The organism is Paenibacillus sp. PvR133 (genome assembly GCF_017833155.1).
GTDB lineage: Bacteria > Bacillota > Bacilli > Paenibacillales > Paenibacillaceae > Paenibacillus > Paenibacillus polymyxa_B.
This window is the reverse complement of record NZ_JAFIBS010000001.1, coordinates 4,006,440-4,025,081: the sequence shown is the minus strand read 5'-3', so window position 1 is coordinate 4,025,081 and position 18,642 is coordinate 4,006,440. Positions and strand designations below refer to the sequence as shown.

General features: G+C 41.3%; 14 protein-coding genes and 2 pseudogenes. 3 read left to right on the top strand and 13 right to left on the bottom strand.

Annotation, left to right across the window (positions count from 1 at the left end; genetic code table 11):
* Positions 1-64: 64 nt before the first annotated feature.
* The 3 genes from JOE49_RS17630 to JOE49_RS17620 all read right to left on the bottom strand — a co-directional run bounded on the left by JOE49_RS17630 (position 65) and on the right by JOE49_RS17620 (position 4,468).
* The gene (locus JOE49_RS17630; RefSeq protein WP_209942171.1) at positions 65-1,366 is read right to left on the bottom strand and encodes an ABC transporter substrate-binding protein; all 1,302 of its coding nucleotides are present in this window, start codon (positions 1,364-1,366) and stop codon (positions 65-67) included.
* A 197-nt stretch (positions 1,367-1,563) separates the two neighbouring features.
* Positions 1,564-2,667 carry a response regulator transcription factor gene (locus JOE49_RS17625; RefSeq protein WP_028541314.1) on the bottom strand — a complete coding sequence of 368 codons (1,104 nt, stop codon included), beginning with the start codon at positions 2,665-2,667 and terminating at the stop codon, positions 1,564-1,566.
* Positions 2,660-4,468, bottom strand: coding sequence for a cache domain-containing sensor histidine kinase (locus tag JOE49_RS17620; protein ID WP_209942169.1), 1,809 nt, complete (start codon positions 4,466-4,468; stop codon positions 2,660-2,662). The genes JOE49_RS17625 and JOE49_RS17620 overlap by 8 nt, the downstream gene beginning before the upstream one ends.
* Before the next feature lie 177 nt (positions 4,469-4,645).
* On the opposite strand from JOE49_RS17620, the gene JOE49_RS17615 reads away from it, so the two are divergent.
* Entirely contained in the window at positions 4,646-5,632 is a 987-nt protein-coding gene (locus tag JOE49_RS17615) for a LacI family DNA-binding transcriptional regulator (RefSeq protein WP_025723649.1), read from the top strand.
* Between the two features lie 82 nt (positions 5,633-5,714).
* The gene (locus tag JOE49_RS17610) at positions 5,715-7,991 is read left to right on the top strand and encodes an alpha-galactosidase (RefSeq protein ID WP_209942167.1); all 2,277 of its coding nucleotides are present in this window, start codon (positions 5,715-5,717) and stop codon (positions 7,989-7,991) included.
* A gap of 121 nt (positions 7,992-8,112) precedes the next feature.
* Here JOE49_RS17610 and JOE49_RS17605 read toward each other — a convergent pair whose 3' ends face one another.
* From JOE49_RS17605 to JOE49_RS17565, 9 genes and pseudogenes are all read right to left on the bottom strand, one after another.
* Positions 8,113-8,658 (bottom strand): GNAT family N-acetyltransferase, encoded by a 546-nt coding sequence (locus tag JOE49_RS17605; protein ID WP_209942165.1) that lies wholly within the window; start codon positions 8,656-8,658, stop codon positions 8,113-8,115.
* A complete protein-coding gene (locus tag JOE49_RS17600) occupies positions 8,655-9,380 on the bottom strand; it encodes a YjjG family noncanonical pyrimidine nucleotidase (protein WP_209942163.1) in 726 nt (241 codons plus the stop codon). Before JOE49_RS17600 ends, JOE49_RS17605 begins: the two co-directional genes overlap by 4 nt.
* Positions 9,381-9,896: 516 nt before the next feature.
* On the bottom strand, positions 9,897-11,369 hold the full coding sequence (locus JOE49_RS17595; RefSeq protein ID WP_197032078.1) for a glycoside hydrolase family 1 protein: 1,473 nt from the start codon (positions 11,367-11,369) through the stop codon (positions 9,897-9,899).
* 104 nt (positions 11,370-11,473) lie between these two features.
* The gene (gene celB, locus JOE49_RS17590) at positions 11,474-12,766 is read right to left on the bottom strand and encodes a PTS cellobiose transporter subunit IIC (protein WP_023988562.1); all 1,293 of its coding nucleotides are present in this window, start codon (positions 12,764-12,766) and stop codon (positions 11,474-11,476) included.
* Positions 12,767-12,835: 69 nt separating this feature from the next.
* Positions 12,836-13,150 carry a PTS sugar transporter subunit IIA gene (locus tag JOE49_RS17585; RefSeq protein ID WP_023988561.1) on the bottom strand — a complete coding sequence of 105 codons (315 nt, stop codon included), beginning with the start codon at positions 13,148-13,150 and terminating at the stop codon, positions 12,836-12,838.
* Between the two features lie 58 nt (positions 13,151-13,208).
* A complete protein-coding gene (locus JOE49_RS17580) occupies positions 13,209-13,526 on the bottom strand; it encodes a PTS sugar transporter subunit IIB (RefSeq protein WP_023988560.1) in 318 nt (105 codons plus the stop codon).
* Between the two features lie 133 nt (positions 13,527-13,659).
* Positions 13,660-15,582: a BglG family transcription antiterminator gene (locus tag JOE49_RS17575; protein WP_245248394.1), complete on the bottom strand. Its 1,923-nt coding sequence runs from the start codon at positions 15,580-15,582 to the stop codon at positions 13,660-13,662.
* A gap of 319 nt (positions 15,583-15,901) precedes the next feature.
* Positions 15,902-16,752 (bottom strand): annotated as a pseudogene (locus JOE49_RS17570) (alpha/beta fold hydrolase).
* A 284-nt stretch (positions 16,753-17,036) separates the two neighbouring features.
* A pseudogene (locus JOE49_RS17565) lies at positions 17,037-17,246 on the bottom strand (IS3 family transposase); the annotation flags it as partial.
* On the opposite strand from JOE49_RS17565, the gene JOE49_RS17560 reads away from it, so the two are divergent.
* Positions 17,246-17,686, top strand: coding sequence for a GerAB/ArcD/ProY family transporter (locus tag JOE49_RS17560; RefSeq protein WP_348635902.1), 441 nt, complete (start codon positions 17,246-17,248; stop codon positions 17,684-17,686). The pseudogene JOE49_RS17565 and the gene JOE49_RS17560 sit on opposite strands and share 1 nt — an antisense overlap.
* A 25-nt stretch (positions 17,687-17,711) precedes the next feature.
* Here JOE49_RS17560 and JOE49_RS17555 read toward each other — a convergent pair whose 3' ends face one another.
* Positions 17,712-18,392 carry a YetF domain-containing protein gene (locus JOE49_RS17555; RefSeq protein WP_028541320.1) on the bottom strand — a complete coding sequence of 227 codons (681 nt, stop codon included), beginning with the start codon at positions 18,390-18,392 and terminating at the stop codon, positions 17,712-17,714.
* Positions 18,393-18,642: the final 250 nt, after the last annotated feature.

Here is an 18,642-nt window from a genome sequence, read left to right as displayed (position 1 = left end):
GCTCCCTCCAGCGACTTATGTCGCCAGAGGTTGCTTGTCCCTGGATTATCAGTTTTCTTTCTCCTCAGTTTTCTTTCTCCAATGTACTGTTCAGATTGTTCACAAAACCCTCTACCAAAAAGTTGTCCACCATCAGATTCTGGGTATTGTCATTGATTGTGTTCTGAATTTTGGTATTGCTCAGAAGCTGAGCATATTCCTTGGCGTTTGGCAGCAACTCTTTGGCGACTCGCTGCATCATTGCTGGAACATTGGAGGCGATTTGCTTATCCACTTTCGGCGAAACGATAGGACTTCCGAGTTGGGTATATTTGTACTCGGCTGACTTTGTCGCAAGGAATGCTGCTACCTTTACGGCAGTTTCCTTGTTCTCGCTACTCGACGATACTGCGTAACCCTGTGGCGAACCTGCACCGTCGATAAAATATTTGGACTTCTCGTAGGTTGCTTCATCCTTTGCTGGCCAGTACATCCAGTCGACCTGGTCGCCCAGCTTTTCCTGTGAACTGTAAATTTCCCATTGTCCGTTCACAAACATGGCAGCCTTTCCCTGATAGAACAGGGACGATGCCTGATCATAATTGGTGTTCGTGGCATTTGCGTCGAACAATCCGGCTTCCTGCAATTGCTTCATCTGCTGTGCTGCCGTTACAAACGCTTCTGGCAATGCTTTTACACCTTTCTGATCAAGTGCTCCGAATCCTTGCGGCTGCTCTCTTGTGACCAGCCCATTATAAAAAGCAGTCGTAATCCACTTTTCCTTGGCAAAGATCGACATGGGCACATAACCTGCAGCTTTCAACTTTTTAGCTGCTTCGCCCATCTGATCAATCGTCTTAATCGGCGTTTCGATCCCCGCCTTCTCAAAAATCGACTTGTTGTAATAGATAAGCTGGAATTCAATGCCTGTATCCGGATAAGCATACACATGATTATCTGGAGCTACTAAACGAGATTCAACACCCGGATTAAGATTCTCCTTGAATTTAGCCGTTGTCTCATAGTTGTCCAGCACCTCGACATTTTTCGATTTTGCTAAAGTTTGCAGAGTTGGCCAATCCGTGAAATAAATGTCCGGCATGTTTCCTGTCGCTGCATAAGTCTTCAGCTTCTGGTATCCGTCCTGAACGGCAGGATCCAGTTCAATCTCAACGTTTGGCATGTCCTTTTTGAGTTCTTCCACCGCATAATCGAACGGCTTGGTGGTATCGGCGTCAAAATGCTGCGCATATACCTTCAATTTGATCTTTGTGTCTCCCGTCCCGCCCTGGGAGGAAGCTGATTTATCTCCACCACAAGCGACCAATCCAATAGACATGGTGAGCACTAGCAAAGCTGCACCCCAACTTCTGTAAGTTTTTTTCATTTGTTTAATCCCCCTTATGCAGTGTGTTTTATGTTTGCGCTTTCATTTTCATAACTACAGTATACTCCCGCTTCTTTTCTTGATTAAGGAATAAAACGGGCATAATCAGTAAAAAACGGGACAAATAGAGCAGCGGTTCTCCATATAGGAAAACCGCCAGGCTTAAATCGATGTTGTTCTGCCTCGCAGGACAAGAGCTACCTTTTTTGGAGTTGCTCATATTCAGTCGGTGTCATGCCAAAGCGTTTCTTGAAGCATTTGCTGAAATAATTGGGGTCACTGTATCCAACACTTTCAGCGATTTCCGCCAACTTCCGATTTCTGTTCAGTAAGAGCTCCTTAGCCTTCTTCATCCGAATATGTGTAATATGATCCACTATGGAGAAGCCGGACTCCTTGCGGAAGACGCGCCGCAGATAGCTGGGATCGACGAAAACCCCGCACGAAACCTGCTCAGCAGACAACTCTGTGTCTGCATAATGCTCCTCGATATAGGTGATCGCCGCAGCAAAAAGATTGGAAGCCTTCGTAGAGTGCATATTCTCCATCAATTGGATCAGCCTGCGGTACAAAGCGAGCATCCATCCTTCAGCAGCCTCCCAGGAATCTAACTCCCGGAGCCGGTCGTAAGGAGACTTGTTCAAACCTTCATCCCATAGCCGATCATAAGGAATGCCGCGTTCACTTGCAAAGGAAAGTGCTAGAGATACGATTCCCATAAGCATCGCGTCCGCGTATTCATCCCCCCACTTATATATACTAAGCTGCTGGATTGCCTTACGGACTTCCTCTAACGTTTCACTGTCTTTCAATCGAAGGTCTAGCACGACTGCATCACGCAGATGGCCCAAATCAGGCATACTTGCTCTGCCGTGCAACGCTTCGCTACCATGACCCCACTCGGTACTTTCGCTCTCCTGCAGAAACACCGGTAGTTTCGGCTTAATACGTTCCAACATCGAGAGCATTTCTTCTGCATTGAACGGCTTCAACAAATAATCCTGCACTCCGGTTCGAACCGCCTTCTGTAGGTATTCAAATTCGTTATGTCCAGATATGAATACAATAACGATGCGTTCGAACTTGACTTTCAACCTCTCGGCTAATTCAATTCCATCAATGAAGGGCATATTGATATCTACGAGGGCGAGATGCGGCTGATGCCGCTCGGCTTCTTGAAGTGCTTCCTGTCCGTTCCTTGCTTCGCAGCAAACCCGAAAGCCATGACTTTCCCAATCTATCTTTATACGCAGAAAGTCTCGGAACAGCGGCTCATCATCGACAATCATCACTTTATACATCTTGGTGTTCACTCCCCTTTGGCAGCATCGGCAACGACAGGTCAACAGTTGTTCCCTCCGCGAGAATACTTTGAACGGATATCCCATACTCCTCGCCAAAATACAGACTCAGTCGTTGCTGAACACTGTAGGTACCGATTGATCGTATTCCTTCTTTCGGTAAATGTCTGGACATAATAGTCTGAACTTGGAATTCATCCATCCCCACACCGTTGTCCTCCACCCGAACGATCACCATATCGCCCTGTTTAAAGGCAAAAATACGGATAAAACCTTTTGTTCCTTTCTTCTTAAGACCATGGTAAATCGAATTCTCGACAAGCGGCTGAAGCGAGAGCTTCGGGATAGGTGTACCTGCAAGCTCGGGAGGGATATCCACTTCATAGCGAAACACATCGGGATAACGGATTTGCAAAATCGTCAGGTAATCATCAGTAATCTGAGCTTCCTTTTCTAAAGTAATTAATTCCCGTCCCTTGTTCAGCACCATTCGATAAAAATCTGCCAGCGCTTTTGTAGTATCTCTAGCCTCATCATTACGATCTAACTCATTGAGTGCATAAATGGTATCCAAAGTGTTGTACAGAAAATGCGGTTTAATTTGGGCGCTTATCAGTGCGAGCTCATATTCACGCTTACGGTTCTGTTCCTGCCTTACCTCATCCAGCAGCTCCCGAACTCGTCTTACCATAAAGTTAAACGCTTCAGCAATCGTACCGATCTCATCCTCTGTGCGGACTGTCGTAACCGCTTGCAAGTCACCAGTTACTACTTTTCGCATGGCCCTAGTCAGTTGTTCGAGTGGGCTAACGACCATTTTGGATAGAAAGCTAGCGCCCAGCCAGGAAAAAACAAGGCACAATACGCCGATTAAGAGCGACAATCTAACATTTTGCCGGACATCAGCCGTAAGCAGGCTAAGAGATACGATATTGACCAACTTCCACTCCATCCGGTTATAATCAGTGACCGTTACCAGGTTACCCTCATACTTGAATGAGCACGTTCCTTGGGATGCATTAGGCGCACAACGTTGGATGGCCTCACCTAGCTGTGGATTCACCGGATTCATCAGCATCTCATTGTCTTCTGCCACCGCCACGCGCATTCCGTTATCTAAAAAATAATAAGATTTGGGCGCATCCGGATCGCTGGAACGGAAGTAATCGGACAAACCTTCTTCCTTCACTAACAAAAAAAGGGTTCCATAGGGTTCGCCCGTGTCTATATTAATGACCGTCTTCCCCAACGTCAAAACCGGAGAGTTCGGATCTGGTGTTAGGAAATCCCTCTTCTCCATATCAAACCAGAGTGCCTGTCCATAACTTTCGGATTCCCTTACCCGCTTAAGCATGCTATAGATCTTGCGATCATCCCCGCTTTCGGTATAAGAGGCGAAAATTGTTCCTTCATTATCAATGAATACAGCGGCATCCACCTCACGAAAGATTGACAAATCAATGGATAGGCGGCTCTGCATCAAGTTTCCAAACTGAATAGACTCCATCGCAGTACCAGGTTTGGCACCGTATGAATCATACATCCGGTTAATATTCGTCACCATAATATTGGCCGCTGTTTCCACACTGCTGAATATGTAATCGGTCCGAGACAAGATAAGCTGAGACTCATCGACCACGTTGCTGGTGGTTCGGTCTATCAAAGAACGGCTGAAAAGCTGGTTGGACAACAGTCCAAGAGTAAGCAGAGAAACAATAATTAGCGGAAGAAATACCGTTATAACCTTGCTTTTAAAGCGAAGTCGACCAAACCACTTACGAGCTAGTGACAGAATATTCAACTAGGACCCCTCCGTCATCAAGAGAATATTCATCATGTTAACACAAACAATCTCTACAGTAGTAGATCAAAAATAATGTTAAAAAAATTCAATCGTCCATCTTGAAAGTGCTTTAAAGATGTGTTAGGATAAAGTCGATTTTTAGTAAAATTATTAACTAAAAAGGTGTGAGCTCTTTTGGCAACCATTAAAGACATTGCCCGCGAAGCGGGTGTGTCTGCCGCAACCGTTTCAAGGGTTTTAAATAACGATCTGTCACTGTCCGTAAGCCCAGACACCAAAAGCAGAATTTTTTTGGTTGCCGAGCAACTCGGGTATAAGCCTACCCGGCTAAGGCAATTAAAGCAGAATACGGAACGTGCTGGGAAAACGGTCTCCCTCCTGCTGTGGTGTTCTATTGAGGAGGAAAGAGACGATCCGTATTACGCCTCGATCCGCCGTGGAATCGAACTGCGCTGTGAAGAGCTTGGACTGACGTTGGGCCAGACCTTGCGAGGCCGCTCATCCATCGGCACCCTGCAGAAGGCGGACGGTCTGATTGTTGTGGGCGGCGTTGATCCTGAAGAGGTATTCAAACTTCATCCTGACAAGAACACCATTGTCCTTGTCGACCAGTACCATGAACAGCTGGAGTATGATTCTGTACGACTTCATTTCCGGCAAGCTGTTGATCAGGCACTCGGACATCTACTTGAGCTTGGCCACCGACAAATCGGATTTATCGGCGGTAAGAGCGACGGTGAGCGAAGAGCGCATTATTTTGAACGATTCATGCGGGAACAGGGGTTGTACAATCCTCAATTCGTCCGTATAGGTGCCTGGAGTACCGCGGATGGTTATCTCATGATGAACGAGCTTCTAACCCAACAGGAACGACCGACGGCCTGCTTCGCTGCAAGCGATCCGCTCGCTATTGGTGCCCTCCGCGCCCTTCATGGACATGGAGTCAAGGTACCAGAGGATATGGCTGTTGTCGGCTTCGACGACATTGAGATGGCAGCCTTCGTGCAGCCTCCGCTAACCACCGTCCGTGCCTATCCTGAACAGATGGGAAAGGCTGCCGTGCAACTGCTCTCTGAACGGTTTGAGGGGCGTGAACCACCTGCGTATAGCGTGATCGGGACTAAGCTTGTCATTCGGGAGAGCTCATGCAAAAAAGGCTAAAATCAGTACTTGAGAGCCTTATTGTCATTGATCAGTATCCTTACGTAAAACAATAATGATAACCCCCTAAGGAGTGAATATCATGAACATTCATGTTAACGAGGCGCTTGGTTTGTTTCATTTGCAGTCCAAGGATTGCAGCTATATTATCCAGCTTGTAGAAGGATATCCCGCACATGTCTATTGGGGAGCTCAACTTCATCATGACCAAAGTCTCGCAAGTATATTGGAGCTTAGGGAGCGTTGCTCCTTCTCTCCCACTCCCGTTTCTTCTAGCCGTACAATTTCTTTGGACACGCTTCCACAGGAATACCCCCAGTATGGAACAAGCGACTTTCGTCAACCAGCTTACCAGGTTGCACTTGCGGACGGGACTCGGACTACGGAGCTGAAATATAGTGGTTACCGTATTGAACCGGGTAAACCAAAGCTCGAAGGACTTCCTTCCGTCTATACCGAATCGGATGATGAAGCCACAACCCTCTTTTTGATCCTTGAGGATCCATACTCTGGGCTTAAGACTACACTGCTCTATACTGTATTTGCGAATCACAGTGCCATTGCTAGGTCTACTCTTTTTGAACAAAAGGGAAGCGCTACCATAAATATTGAACACGCCATGAGCGCCTCTGTCGACTTCGCCGATTCCAACTACCAAGCTCTCTACTTACCTGGAGCCTGGGTTCGGGAAAGACATATCCAACGCCGCGATCTCGGACCCGGCTCCCTTCGGCTCGAGAGCCGAAGGGGTTCCAGCAGTCACCAAATGAATCCATTTCTGGCACTGCTTCGTCCTGATGCGACTGAAGATCGTGGGGATGTGTACGGTTTCAGTCTAATCTACAGCAGCAACTTCGTCGCACAGGCAGAAGTAGAGCAGTTCAATCAGACTCGTGTAAGTATCGGAATCAATCCTTTTGACTTCTCCTGGCGGCTTGAGCCGGGTCAGTCATTCCAGACCCCTGAAGCCGTATTGGTCTTTTCCGAAGAAGGTCTTGGGGGCATGTCACGCACCTATCACCGACTCTATCGCACACGTCTTTGCCGGGGGACTTACCGTGACAAAGAGCGTCCTATTCTCGTGAACAATTGGGAAGCCACGTATTTCGACTTCGACGCCGATAAAATCGAAGCGATTGCCAAGGAAGCAGGCCCCCTTGGAATTGAGCTCTTTGTTCTAGATGACGGTTGGTTTGGTAAGCGCGACAACGACGACAATTCGCTTGGGGACTGGTTTGAAGACCGTCGCAAGTTGCCTGGCGGGCTTGCCGACCTGGCCAAACGGGTTAATGAACAAGGATTACAGTTTGGCTTGTGGGTTGAGCCGGAAATGGTATCACCTGATAGTGAACTGTACCGCAACCATCCCGACTGGTGCCTGCATGCGGAAGGTCGGCGGCGGACGGAAGGCCGATCCCAACTGGTGCTCGATCTCTCCCGCAAGGAAGTATGCGACTACTTGTACGAGACGCTTAGCTCCGTATTCTCGATCGCTCCGATATCTTATGTTAAATGGGACATGAACCGTAACATGACGGAGATTGCTTCGGCTACAGCTCCTAGCGAACGACAAAAGGAAACAGCGCACCGTTATATGCTCGGACTTTACGATCTGTTGGAACGTCTGACCTCCCAGTTCCCGGACATCTTGTTCGAAAGCTGTTCCGGAGGCGGTGGACGATTCGATCCCGGAATGCTCTACTATATGCCGCAGACATGGACCAGTGACGATACTGATGCCATTGAAAGATTGGCTATCCAGTACGGCACAAGCATCGTGTATCCGGCCAGTACCATGGGCGCACACGTATCGAATGTACCGAATCACCAGGTGGGGCGAATCACCTCTCTCGCTATACGCGGCGACGTGGCAATGAGCGGGAATTTTGGCTACGAACTTGACCTAACTGCCTTTACAAATGAAGAAAAGGAGCTCGCTGCCAAACAAATCGCCCAGTATAAGGAAATTCGTTCCCTTGTACAGCAGGGAGATATGTATCGACTCCTTAGTCCATTTGAGGGCCGAGGCGACACGGCCTGGATGTTCGTTAGCGAGGACCAGTCAGATGCTTTTGTCGCTTACTTCCGTGTACTAGCTGAACCGAATGGGCCCATCCGGCGACTAACTCTAAAAGGACTTGACCCAGATAAAAAGTATATAATCGAACACGGAGCGACGGGCAACACTGCAGTCCATACGGGTAATACCTTAGTGGGAGATGGCGCTTCCCCCTTCCGCGTAGCATTTGATGGCGAAATTTTTGGAGGTGACCGCCTAATGAGAATTGGGCTTGTAGTCTCCGATCTCACTGGGGATTTCGCCAGCTCTACCTTCCGCCTTAAAGCTGTCTCCTGCTAGTCATGGACCAGCCAGTGACGATAAAAAAATTAAACAAGGCAGGCCGATTTTCCGGCCTGCCTTGTTTTATAACTTTGGTCCTTGTAGATTAAAGACACACAAGAGATTGCCAAGCAATTGATCATTTAATAGCATCCTTGACTTTGATTCTCCATATCATATGATCAGAGCCTGCTCCCCAATAATCTTTTAATAAATAATCAGGAGTTCCAAATTTCTTTTTCCATATTTTCTGCGCAATACGATATCCACTATCTAAACAAAATTCTTCTACTCCTCTATTTTTCAGTGTCAGATACATTGATTTCAATAATAAATTCCCTACCCCAATCTTCTGGTAGTCAGGGTGAACAAATACAGTTCCTACCTCGCACAAATTTTTAAATGTAGCATTGGTAGATTTACTTATTAGTTCACTTACTGGTCCATATTCAATAGAACCTATTATATGATTCCCATCTACAGCGATTAAGAAGTATCGTTGTTCACCGTGACTCTCAAAGTCACGTTCCAAATATACCCTCTTAGTCTCAATTTCCTCATCTATGTCTTCCAGCATATGACCAATGCCTTCTTTAGCAAACGTGTCTGTAATCACAATTCTAAACAATTCATTTATCTTTTCGATGTCCTTAATTTCTGGCCTTCTGATTTCGACATTATTCATCTAATTTCAGCCGATGTACGATTCAGTACGAGACGCTTTGAAAGCACACGATTCGATAACTCCATCAGGCTTTTTATTTCATAAGTGGGTTGAATACCAGACGCGTTTGTTTTCCCAGCAGGGTTGAACCAGCAGGTATCGATTCCGTATTGGTTCCCTCCTTGAATATCCGAGGTCAAAGAATCACCGACCATGAGAACCTTACTTTTATCTGAAATGGCTAGCTTAGTAAATGCATAATCGAAAATACCAGCTTGTGGTTTTTGGCAACCCACTTCCTCTGAAATAATTACCTGCTCAAATACATCACGCAGCGGTGAAAGCTGAATTCTGGAGGTTTGCACCTCTTTGATTCCATTCGTAATAATCGCCAAACGACAATCAGACAGCATATCACATAATTCTACCGCTCCGTCCATCAAAAAAGCACCTTCACCCAAATAACGTAAATATGCTGCACTAAAGGCATTTGGATTGAAATCTAGATCATGAATAGTAAATAATCGCTTAAACCGTTCCACACGCAGTTGCGCTGAGGTAATGTGTCCTTCCTCTGCCTCTCGCCACAACGCGCCGTTGATTTCATCATAACTGGCTTTATACTCAGTGGCCCCTTGTGGCAATCCAAATTGGGTAAATGTATTATGTAGCGCATGACTCTCTGCCATTTTAAAATCAAACAGCGTGTCATCAACATCAAACAAAATAATTTCGTATTTCATAACGACCTCCATATCATTGCTTTACTAAATTGTTCAGTTCTATGAGTCTTAGAATTGTTTCTGATAGGGCATAAAAAACGGGAATTAAACTATCAATGTAACATGATCTCCCGGTTATTATACAGGTCCTGGTTAAGCCGTCAAGTCACGACAACCAGGATGAAGTAATATTACCCAACAGTTTATTTACATTGTTTGTTTTATCAGATAAATCGAGATCGTATCTTTCTTCTAATATTTCGTCAATCTTGTTTATTGTTTATCATCTTCTATATGTTTTTGATTTTCTGGCTGTCCTAATTGAAATTAAAAGATTACCGTTGGAACTTATGATAACAATATTTCGCTAAAGTTGGATATTGGTGACGAACATGAACTGATTGATGATTTGAGCTAGTGAGAAGCACATGCGTTTTGACAAGCCGCTGACATATCGATTTATAAAAAGAGGAGAATGCTTCCTCAAGCTGCCCCTGATGAGACAAGCCTATAGGTAACCATTCTCCTTTTAAAAATTTAGTCTAATTGTTCTCCATTCGTAGCAATAACATTTTTATACCAATAAAATGATTTTTTCTTTATGCGACGTTTTGTACCTCTGCCCATATCGTCCTGATCTACATAAATATATCCATAGCGTTTTGACATTTGATTAGTTCCGGCGCTAATCATATCGATACAGCCCCAGCTCGTATAGCCAAATACATCTACACCATCTGCAATTGCTTCTTTTACTTGTTTAATATGTTCTTTTAAATAAGAAATACGATAATCATCCTCAATTTTATCGCCCTCCTCTAATACATCTAAAGCGCCATATCCATTTTCAGCAACAAATAATGGTTTTTGATAAAGATCATACAATTGGTTTAAAGCAGTTCGTAGACCTTTAGGGTCAACCTGCCATCCCCAATCACTTGTTGGCAAATAAGGATTTTTAACTCCTCCTGTAAGTAGATTTCCTACCGCTCCTTCGATTCTTTCTGGATGTGCACTGACTGCGCTAGACATATAGTAGCTAAAGGACACGTAATCAACCGGATAATCTCTCATAATTTGTTCATCTTCGGGTTCTGTTTCCAGTACTACATTCTTTTCTGCAAGCATTTTAGCTGTGTAAGCAGGATAATAGCCTCTTGCCTGAACATCTGTAAAGAACAATGAGGTACGCTGTTTATCTACTGTAGCTTGAACATCATCTGGATCACAGCTATAAGGAACAAGCAACTGATAACTAACCATGCATCCTACCATTGCTTTAGGATTACTCTCTTTGCATGCTTTGGTTGCAAGAGCACTTGCTACAAATTGATGATGAGCGCCTTGAAATTTTGCTTGTTCAATATTAGGGTGATTTTCCTCAATAACCCCTAAACTTACATATGGGTGATGGGTCACACAGTTAATTTCATTAAAAGTCATCCAATATTTCACTTTGTTTTTATATCTGTCAAATACAGTTGAAGCAAAACGAACAAAGAAATCTATTAGTTTACGATTCACCCAGCCACCATACTTTGTTGAAAGATGTAGTGGCATTTCATAATGAGATAAGGAAACAACAGGCTCTATTCCATACTTATTCAGTTCATCAAAAACACGATCATAAAACGACAATCCTTCCTCATTGGGTACTAACTCATCACCATTCGGAAAAATACGAGTCCAAGCAATTGACATGCGATAAGCTTTAAAGCCCATTTCTGCAAATAATGCGATATCTTCTTTATAATGATGATAAAAGTCTATCCCATGTCTTTTGGGATAATATTTTTTACTTGCAGGATCTTGAGCTTCTTCTATTTGCTTATGAGTCATTAAATGCCACTGATCTGACCATTGCTCTTTCGGCATCTTTTCATCAAACGTATATACATCAGCCAGAGAAAGTCCCTTGCCGCCAACATCACTTGCTCCTTCTAGTTGATTTGCAGCCGTTGCTCCACCCCACAAAAAATCTTCTGGAAATTTTGTTTTCATTTGAAACATGATAACCCTCCTATTAGTACATAGATCCTATGTCAACAAACTATTATTTTTATGAACAGAAATGCATTAAGAAACTCTAACAGGCTTTAATTGATGATCTCATCTTAGCTTGCAAGCGCCTTCTGTTCTTCTTTATATTTCTGATTGTCCATGATCTTAAAGAACGGGAAGTAAATAACAAAGGATACAGCAAACAAAATAAGCTGTAAGACGATCCCCGAGACACTACCAGTCATCAGATATCCGCCTATAAGTATTGGCATTGTCCCAGGAGGCAACACACCAATGGGGCTCGCTACCCATCCATAATACATAGATAGATAGGTTATCAACACGCTAATAACTGGTGTTATAAGAAACGGAATCAAAATGATTGGGTTTAATACGATTGGCATACCGAAGATTAACGGTTCATTGATATTAAATAGTCCGGGTCCAATGGCTAGTCGTCCCATTTGCTTCAATTGTTTACTCTTAGAAAAGAAAAACATTGCGAGCACAAGACCAAGTGTTGCACCGGATCCACCGATAAAGATAAGATATCTAAATTCTGCCGTAACAATATTATCGACGGGTAATCCTGCTGCGTAGGCAGCTGCGTTCTCTGATGTCAACTGTAACCAGATAGGTAACATGACAGAACCTACAATTGTAGAACCATGTAACCCAATCGCCCATAACAAATTGATTAATAAGAATACAAAGATTGTACCAACTAGGCTTGTACCAACATTGGTTAAAGGTTGTTGTAGAAGTTTTGCGACGATAGTGTGAACGTTTTCAAAATGAGTAAAGTTTTCAACAAGTAAACGTATAACCCATACACTCACGATGACAATAAAACCTGGAATAATTGCTGTAAAGGATTTTGCAACAGTGGGCGGAACTCCATCTGGCATTTTGATAACAATATTCTTTTGAACGACCCTACGGTAAATTTCTGTCGAGAATATTGCAATAAGCAATCCTACGAATAAGCCTTGACTCGAAAAGTAATTAACATTCATTGCTGTTGTGACCACTTTATCTACCGTAAAAGTTGTATTAGGCGTGACAACAAAATACGAACATAATGCTACAGCCCCTGAAGCAAGTGGGTCCACTTTATAACTCTCAGCTAGCCTATATCCGACAGCAAAGGTAGCAATTAATGCGACCAGATTAAATGTACCATTGTAAGGATAAAGTAAGGTTGCTTTGATATCTGGATGAGCTTTTAAGAAGTTTATATAAGCTGGAATTGGCAGATTTGCTAAGATTAGAAACACGGAACCGATAATAATAAATGGGATTGTTAGAACCATTGCATCGCGAAGTACTTGTAAATGCCGTTGACCAGCAATTTTGCCTGCAATTGGCATTACCTTTTCTTCTAAAAACTCAGTTATTTTACCCATAACATCGTGTCCTCTCCCGAAGATGTAATTTCTTGTAGCGATGCCACTTCTATTTGGCTTGAACAATCTCTATTTTGAACGCTTATATAGCTCGATCATTTCTGTAACAAGCAGTGAAATGGTTTCTACACTCATGAGTTGATCTTCTGCATGCATTAATATCAGTGAGAAATCAAGTTGCTCTCCATTTGCTTCTCTTTTTACTAATGAAGAATGCGCTCTATGTCCTTCTCTAAAAAATTGCTTTGACTCTTCTAACTTTCCTTCTGCTAATTGAAATTCTCCTTCTTTTGCCGCATAAAGTGCCTCAATTACTAAGCTTTTAGCTGTACCTACGTTACTAATAATGTTAAACGCCACCGTATAGTATTCTTCTTTTACCATAACTTCTCCCCTCTTACCTTTTATTGTTTAGTAACAAATTCTTAATTCAAATCCTTTGTTATTTGCTTTTTATTAACTGTAATGCATCTTCTAACACTTTTTCACCGTTCATCATACCGTAATGTTGCATATTAATAGCTTCAATAAAAATATTTTTATCTGCCAATTTAGTTTCTAATTGCTTTTTCAAATATTTCACCTGAGGCCCTAATAATATGACGTCTACATTTCTCTCTTTCAAAGTAAATTCAATTTCAGAAGCCGATTTGGCAAAAATATCTACTTTTATGCCTTTTTCCTCAGCTGTTTTTTGCATTTTCGTTACTAATAAACTTGTACTCATTCCTGCTGCACATACTAACATAATTGTATTCATAATCTTTTCCCCCTTAAATTCCTTCATTTACTGAACAACTTAAGTTTACAATTAAATCGCTTTCTTTTTAACCGAACCTTTTTCCAAAAACAATAGGAAACGTTTGTGGTGTAAAAAACGGCTCCTTGTTGTTTCAGTTTAGTAACTGCATGATTTCTTCCACGGAGTCTTTGGCAAGAATTCGTTGGACAATCTCCTTATTCTCTATAAGCGAACCGAGTTTCTTATACATGTTTTCTAAATCGACATTGTTTCCTTCTTTAATGTTTAACAAACAAATCAACTGTACCATTTGCTTATCATTCCATCGAATTGGGCGTTTTAACGTACATATGGTCCAGAAAGTTTCTGTCGTAACGGGAAGAGTCGGATGTGGAATGGCTACTAGATTACCAAAACTTGTTGGAGCCAATGCCTCCCTTTCTAATACTAAAGATACATAATCATCAGGTACAAGACCTTGTTTAACCAACTTACTACTTAAAAAATGAATAACGCTTTCCTTTGTTGTTAATTCTTTTTTCACAAACACCCGGGATGGCTCAAGATAAGTATGAGCTTCTCTTTGCTGTTCTGAAGAGGATAAGAGGTTCCTGATTCGATTTAGATCCTTATCATCTAAAAAGGTATTTACTACATAGACGGGTATCCCTATATCCTCTTTGATCGGAACTGTACTGATTATAAAATCTATAGAGGATAAATCGGCTTCTGCTAATTTATAATAACTGATTGTATTTACAATTTGTAACTTATTTTCAAATAAATTAATCAATCGATAATACAGTAATTTTGCGCTTCCGACACCTGAAGCACATACAATAATCACTTTTTTTATCTTGTTGTTTTTATTTTTCATTCTTTCTAAAGCAACTCCAATGTGTAAAGCGATAAAAGCCACCTCATGTTCTCCAACTTCTAAATTCAAAAAATTGTTAATACACTTGCTGGCTATAAGAGCTCCTTCAAATGCCGCTGGATAATTTACTTTAATTTCATTTAATAAGGGGTTTCTAATATTCATTTTGTACCTAAGTCTGTTCATTGCAGGCCTAATGTGAAGTGTGAGTGCTTGAATGAATTCAACGTCATGATTGAAATCCCAATTTAATTCTTTCTGTAATTTATTCAGAATACAACTCACAATGGATCCGACTTCATCCAACTTACTGTACTCTGACAAACTTTCTTTTGGAAGCAATTTAGTACCTACCAAATGGGTAATAACATAATTGATCTCCGAATCAGGAAATAGCAATCCTGTAATGTCTTCTATTTCTTTGACAATTTCATGGGCCACTATTTCTTCGAAAGGGTAGTCTTTTTGTAAATATACCGACGGATTATCAATTAAAAATCCCTCTTCGATCCTCTTACAAGCAATAATTAAATGAATAGCAAGGTTTTCTAAAGAAATATCTGATATTTCAATTTTGTATTTGTTTACTTTTTCGATTATTACTTCTTTAATTTTCTTGTATTCCTTTTTATCAAATAAAGGAAATTCCTCATGAGATTGATCGAAGTTTTCTTCTCTTTTGTATAAATAATTTGATAAACATGTTCGTTTCATAAATTCATCACCCTCTATATACAAGCCGTAGTGGGGGCGATTTACTAAATTCAGGTTGTACTTTTCCAGTATTTTTCGCACTTCTTTTAAATCGTTTTGTATTGTAGATTTAGATACAAACATTTCTTCTTCAATAGTCACTAATTTTATATAGCTATTTTCTAACAAGAAACGGCTCAACAAATAAATAACTCGGTTATCTTGTTCAGAAAAGTCAATTGTAGAATGACTGAGTTTATCATTAGTTAAGTCATTGAAATTTTGATTAAACAAATCTTTATCGGTAATTTTTATGTCGTATCCTTTTCCCCTAATCAATTCTAAATTTAGACCCAATGAAGCAGACTTAATTTGTATATATTTCAAATCATTACGTATGGTTCGATCACTAACATTTAATTCTTTAGAAATCCATGCAGCAGTAACAGGATGATTAGAACTAATTAAGTATAAGAGTATTTCTTTTTGCCGTTTTGAAAACAATCTTATCCCTCTTTCTTTAAACTTACTTATTAAATTTAAGTCATGGAAATGACAGACGGAGTGTCATTTAGAATTCACAGTATTACTAATTTTATTCTCTGTCAAACAAACTCACCGAACATGGCAGTGACATCCGAAGAAAATACTCGATATAAGCTCTGTTTGGGCGCAGCATGAAGTCAATTGCTAATGACCTTATTAAACGTGATTACAAGTTTCTTCAACTCCATGTTATACGCCTTTCCTAAGCTCAGTTATGATCTTTGTTAACATCAAAAAAGTCGACTCCTTATTAAATAGGAATCGACCGTTTAAAATCCTAGTGATCTTCATTAATCCATTTGGCTAATGTTTGATCAAAATAATGTGTTTCTTCAAACATCGGGTTATGCCCACTATGTTCAAAAATCACCTTTTTCACGTTCTCGTAGGTGTCATCGACCCTATCCCATAATGAAACAGGTGCAACCAAATAATCATACCTTCCCAAACCAATAAATACGGGTTTATGGATATCCGCCAGGGATTGTATCAAATTCATGTTACCGAAAGCTTCCCCCCATAAATAATCAATGATAGGCATGTTCGTGTACACATCATTCCACGTGTAAGCCGCATCATAGGCATAATCATAAAAGCTTTGGCTCCCATTCGTATACACATGTGAACAAATCTTCCATCAGGGTCTCTTTTGATATCTTCCTCTAATAAAACAATGTCCTTTTCAAAACGTTCCTTTCTTTCTGGACTGGCCGTTTCATAAAAGAATGAAGCGCTTCGCCGCTGTCTTTCCTGGCTGTTCGTAGGTGCTGAATTTAAAAGCACCACTTTTTGAACATAGTCCGGGTATTGTTTAGCATATTCCAAAGCCATAAAGGCATGCCCGGAATGTCCTAATATGATAAATTCGTTTAGATTAAGGCATTGTCTTGCTGTTTCTATATCATTAATAACTTTATCCAAAGTATAGTCTTCTGGTTTTAAAGCTCGAGTCGGTTTTGCAAACCCTCTATGATCCAGAAAAATAAACTGAAACTTTTTATATAAATGGTCTGAAAATAAGCGAGGATAATATACACTACTGCCGATCACCAATATCGGCCTTCCGTTACCTGTTATAGCATATTTCAGCTCAAATCCATCACTAATAACTGTTTGATAAGTGCTCATTTATAATCTCCTTTTCTTTTTTAAATCACTCCCTTTCCTTTGTGTAATTCCCTTGTATTCTCCATAGAACGTTCCAACACTTCAACTCACCTCAGAAAGTACATTTATTTTTAGGAGAAAAGTTTAACATGGTTTTTTCAAAAACAAAACTGGGTTATTTTTGTCTTACTTGTCTTGACTTATGGGATCCATACTGGATTTTTGACAAGCACATCTTTTGTGAAACAAAAAAAACGCGATAATGGTCATACCCCTGTCAAGTAGACAGAACAAAAAAGACATCTTTAAGCAGCAACCGTTTCTCGGTATTCAATCGGGGAACGGTTGTTTAATTTTTTCTGAAATCTATTTTCATTATAAAATGAAATGTACTCCCGTACGTGTTGTTCTACCTCCGCTAGGGTTCCGGGTTTCGTTAAATAAATCTTCTCTGTTTTAAGATGGGAAAAGAAGGATTCTATACAGGCATTGTCTAGGCAATTTCCACGCCTTGATTACTGCTCTTGCCCTGACATTTATTAATCAACTAATTATTTTTGTTCTGGGTCCCAAGATCGCCGCAGGCAGCACACTGCCTCTTTTGGAAACTGTTCAGTTGATTGAATTGGCAGAAGTGTTCGAACGCATGGATGCACTTTTCACCTTGCTCCTCTTTCTTGGCTTAATTATTAAAATGGTCGCATTTTTTAATAGTGCTGTGATAGGGCTTGAAAGAATAACTAAAATTGGATTTAAAAAATGGGGTCTGCCTCTCGGGGCTCTCATTTATGGGCTTTCATTTCTATCCCCTAACTACACTCATCATATTATGACGGGTCGGAAGACTGTGGTTACTTTTTGGTTTCCTGTTTTTCAGTTTATCCTCCCATTATTGCTTTTTATAGTAATAGTTATTAGAAAAAGAAAGAAGCTAAAAAAACAGCCTGCTTCGTAATTCAGCCTCTTTTACTGTACATTTTCTATTTCATCGGCACGATGTGAATTGTTCCATCCTCGCTAAACTCTGCGTAGGCGATTTCGTCGATACTATCATATCCCTGCTCGCGCACCTTTACTTTAATCTCTTCAATATCGATTGACTTCCCACGCATAGATTCGTTCAGGAGCTTTCCTTTATCAATGACTGTTACAGAAAAAAGGTCAGGCTGTGCATCTATTCCCATATCCTGAGCGGCGGGTGGCTCGTATTCGGGTTTGCGCATGACTGACAATGAACCATTCGTTTCTAACGTGGCGTACCAGACCTCACGAAGAGAAAAAATATTTTGCTGGCGTAGCATGGAGAGCAGCTGGGTAAATTCTATATCATATTTTTCAAGCATCTCTTGATTGACCTGGCCCTTATCCACGAGCAGCACTGTTCGACCTTCTGCCATATATCCAAATTTCACAAAACGGGTCGTCGCCTTTTCAAAAAAGTAGGCCAGCGCGCACCATAGTGCCAATGCAAACAAAAGCTGCCCAATGGTCACCTTATCGTCATATAACGTATTTCCCACAATTTCGCTTAACACCAATGATGTTAGGAAATCGAGTGGTGTTAACTGACTGAGTGTTTTTCGACCTGTAATAAAAGTAATGATCCACAAGCCAAAAAAGCTGATGATCAATTTGACACCAATCGTAACAAATACCTCCATAAATAGGCCTCCCGGAAGAAGTTGTTTTCCTTATGTGTTATTTACACCTGTCTACCTCAGCATAAACAGAGGGTTATTCCTAAAATGTCCGATTAAAAAAGCCCGCTACCAACTAGAGGCAGCGAACTTTAATTATGGCTAGTATATAATCTTAATCTCTCAGATGTTTATCAAAAAACTTCTTAACAACGTCCAATATATGTGGCTGGGTAAAGGCAGTATGCCAGCTCCCGTAATTTTGTACATAGTA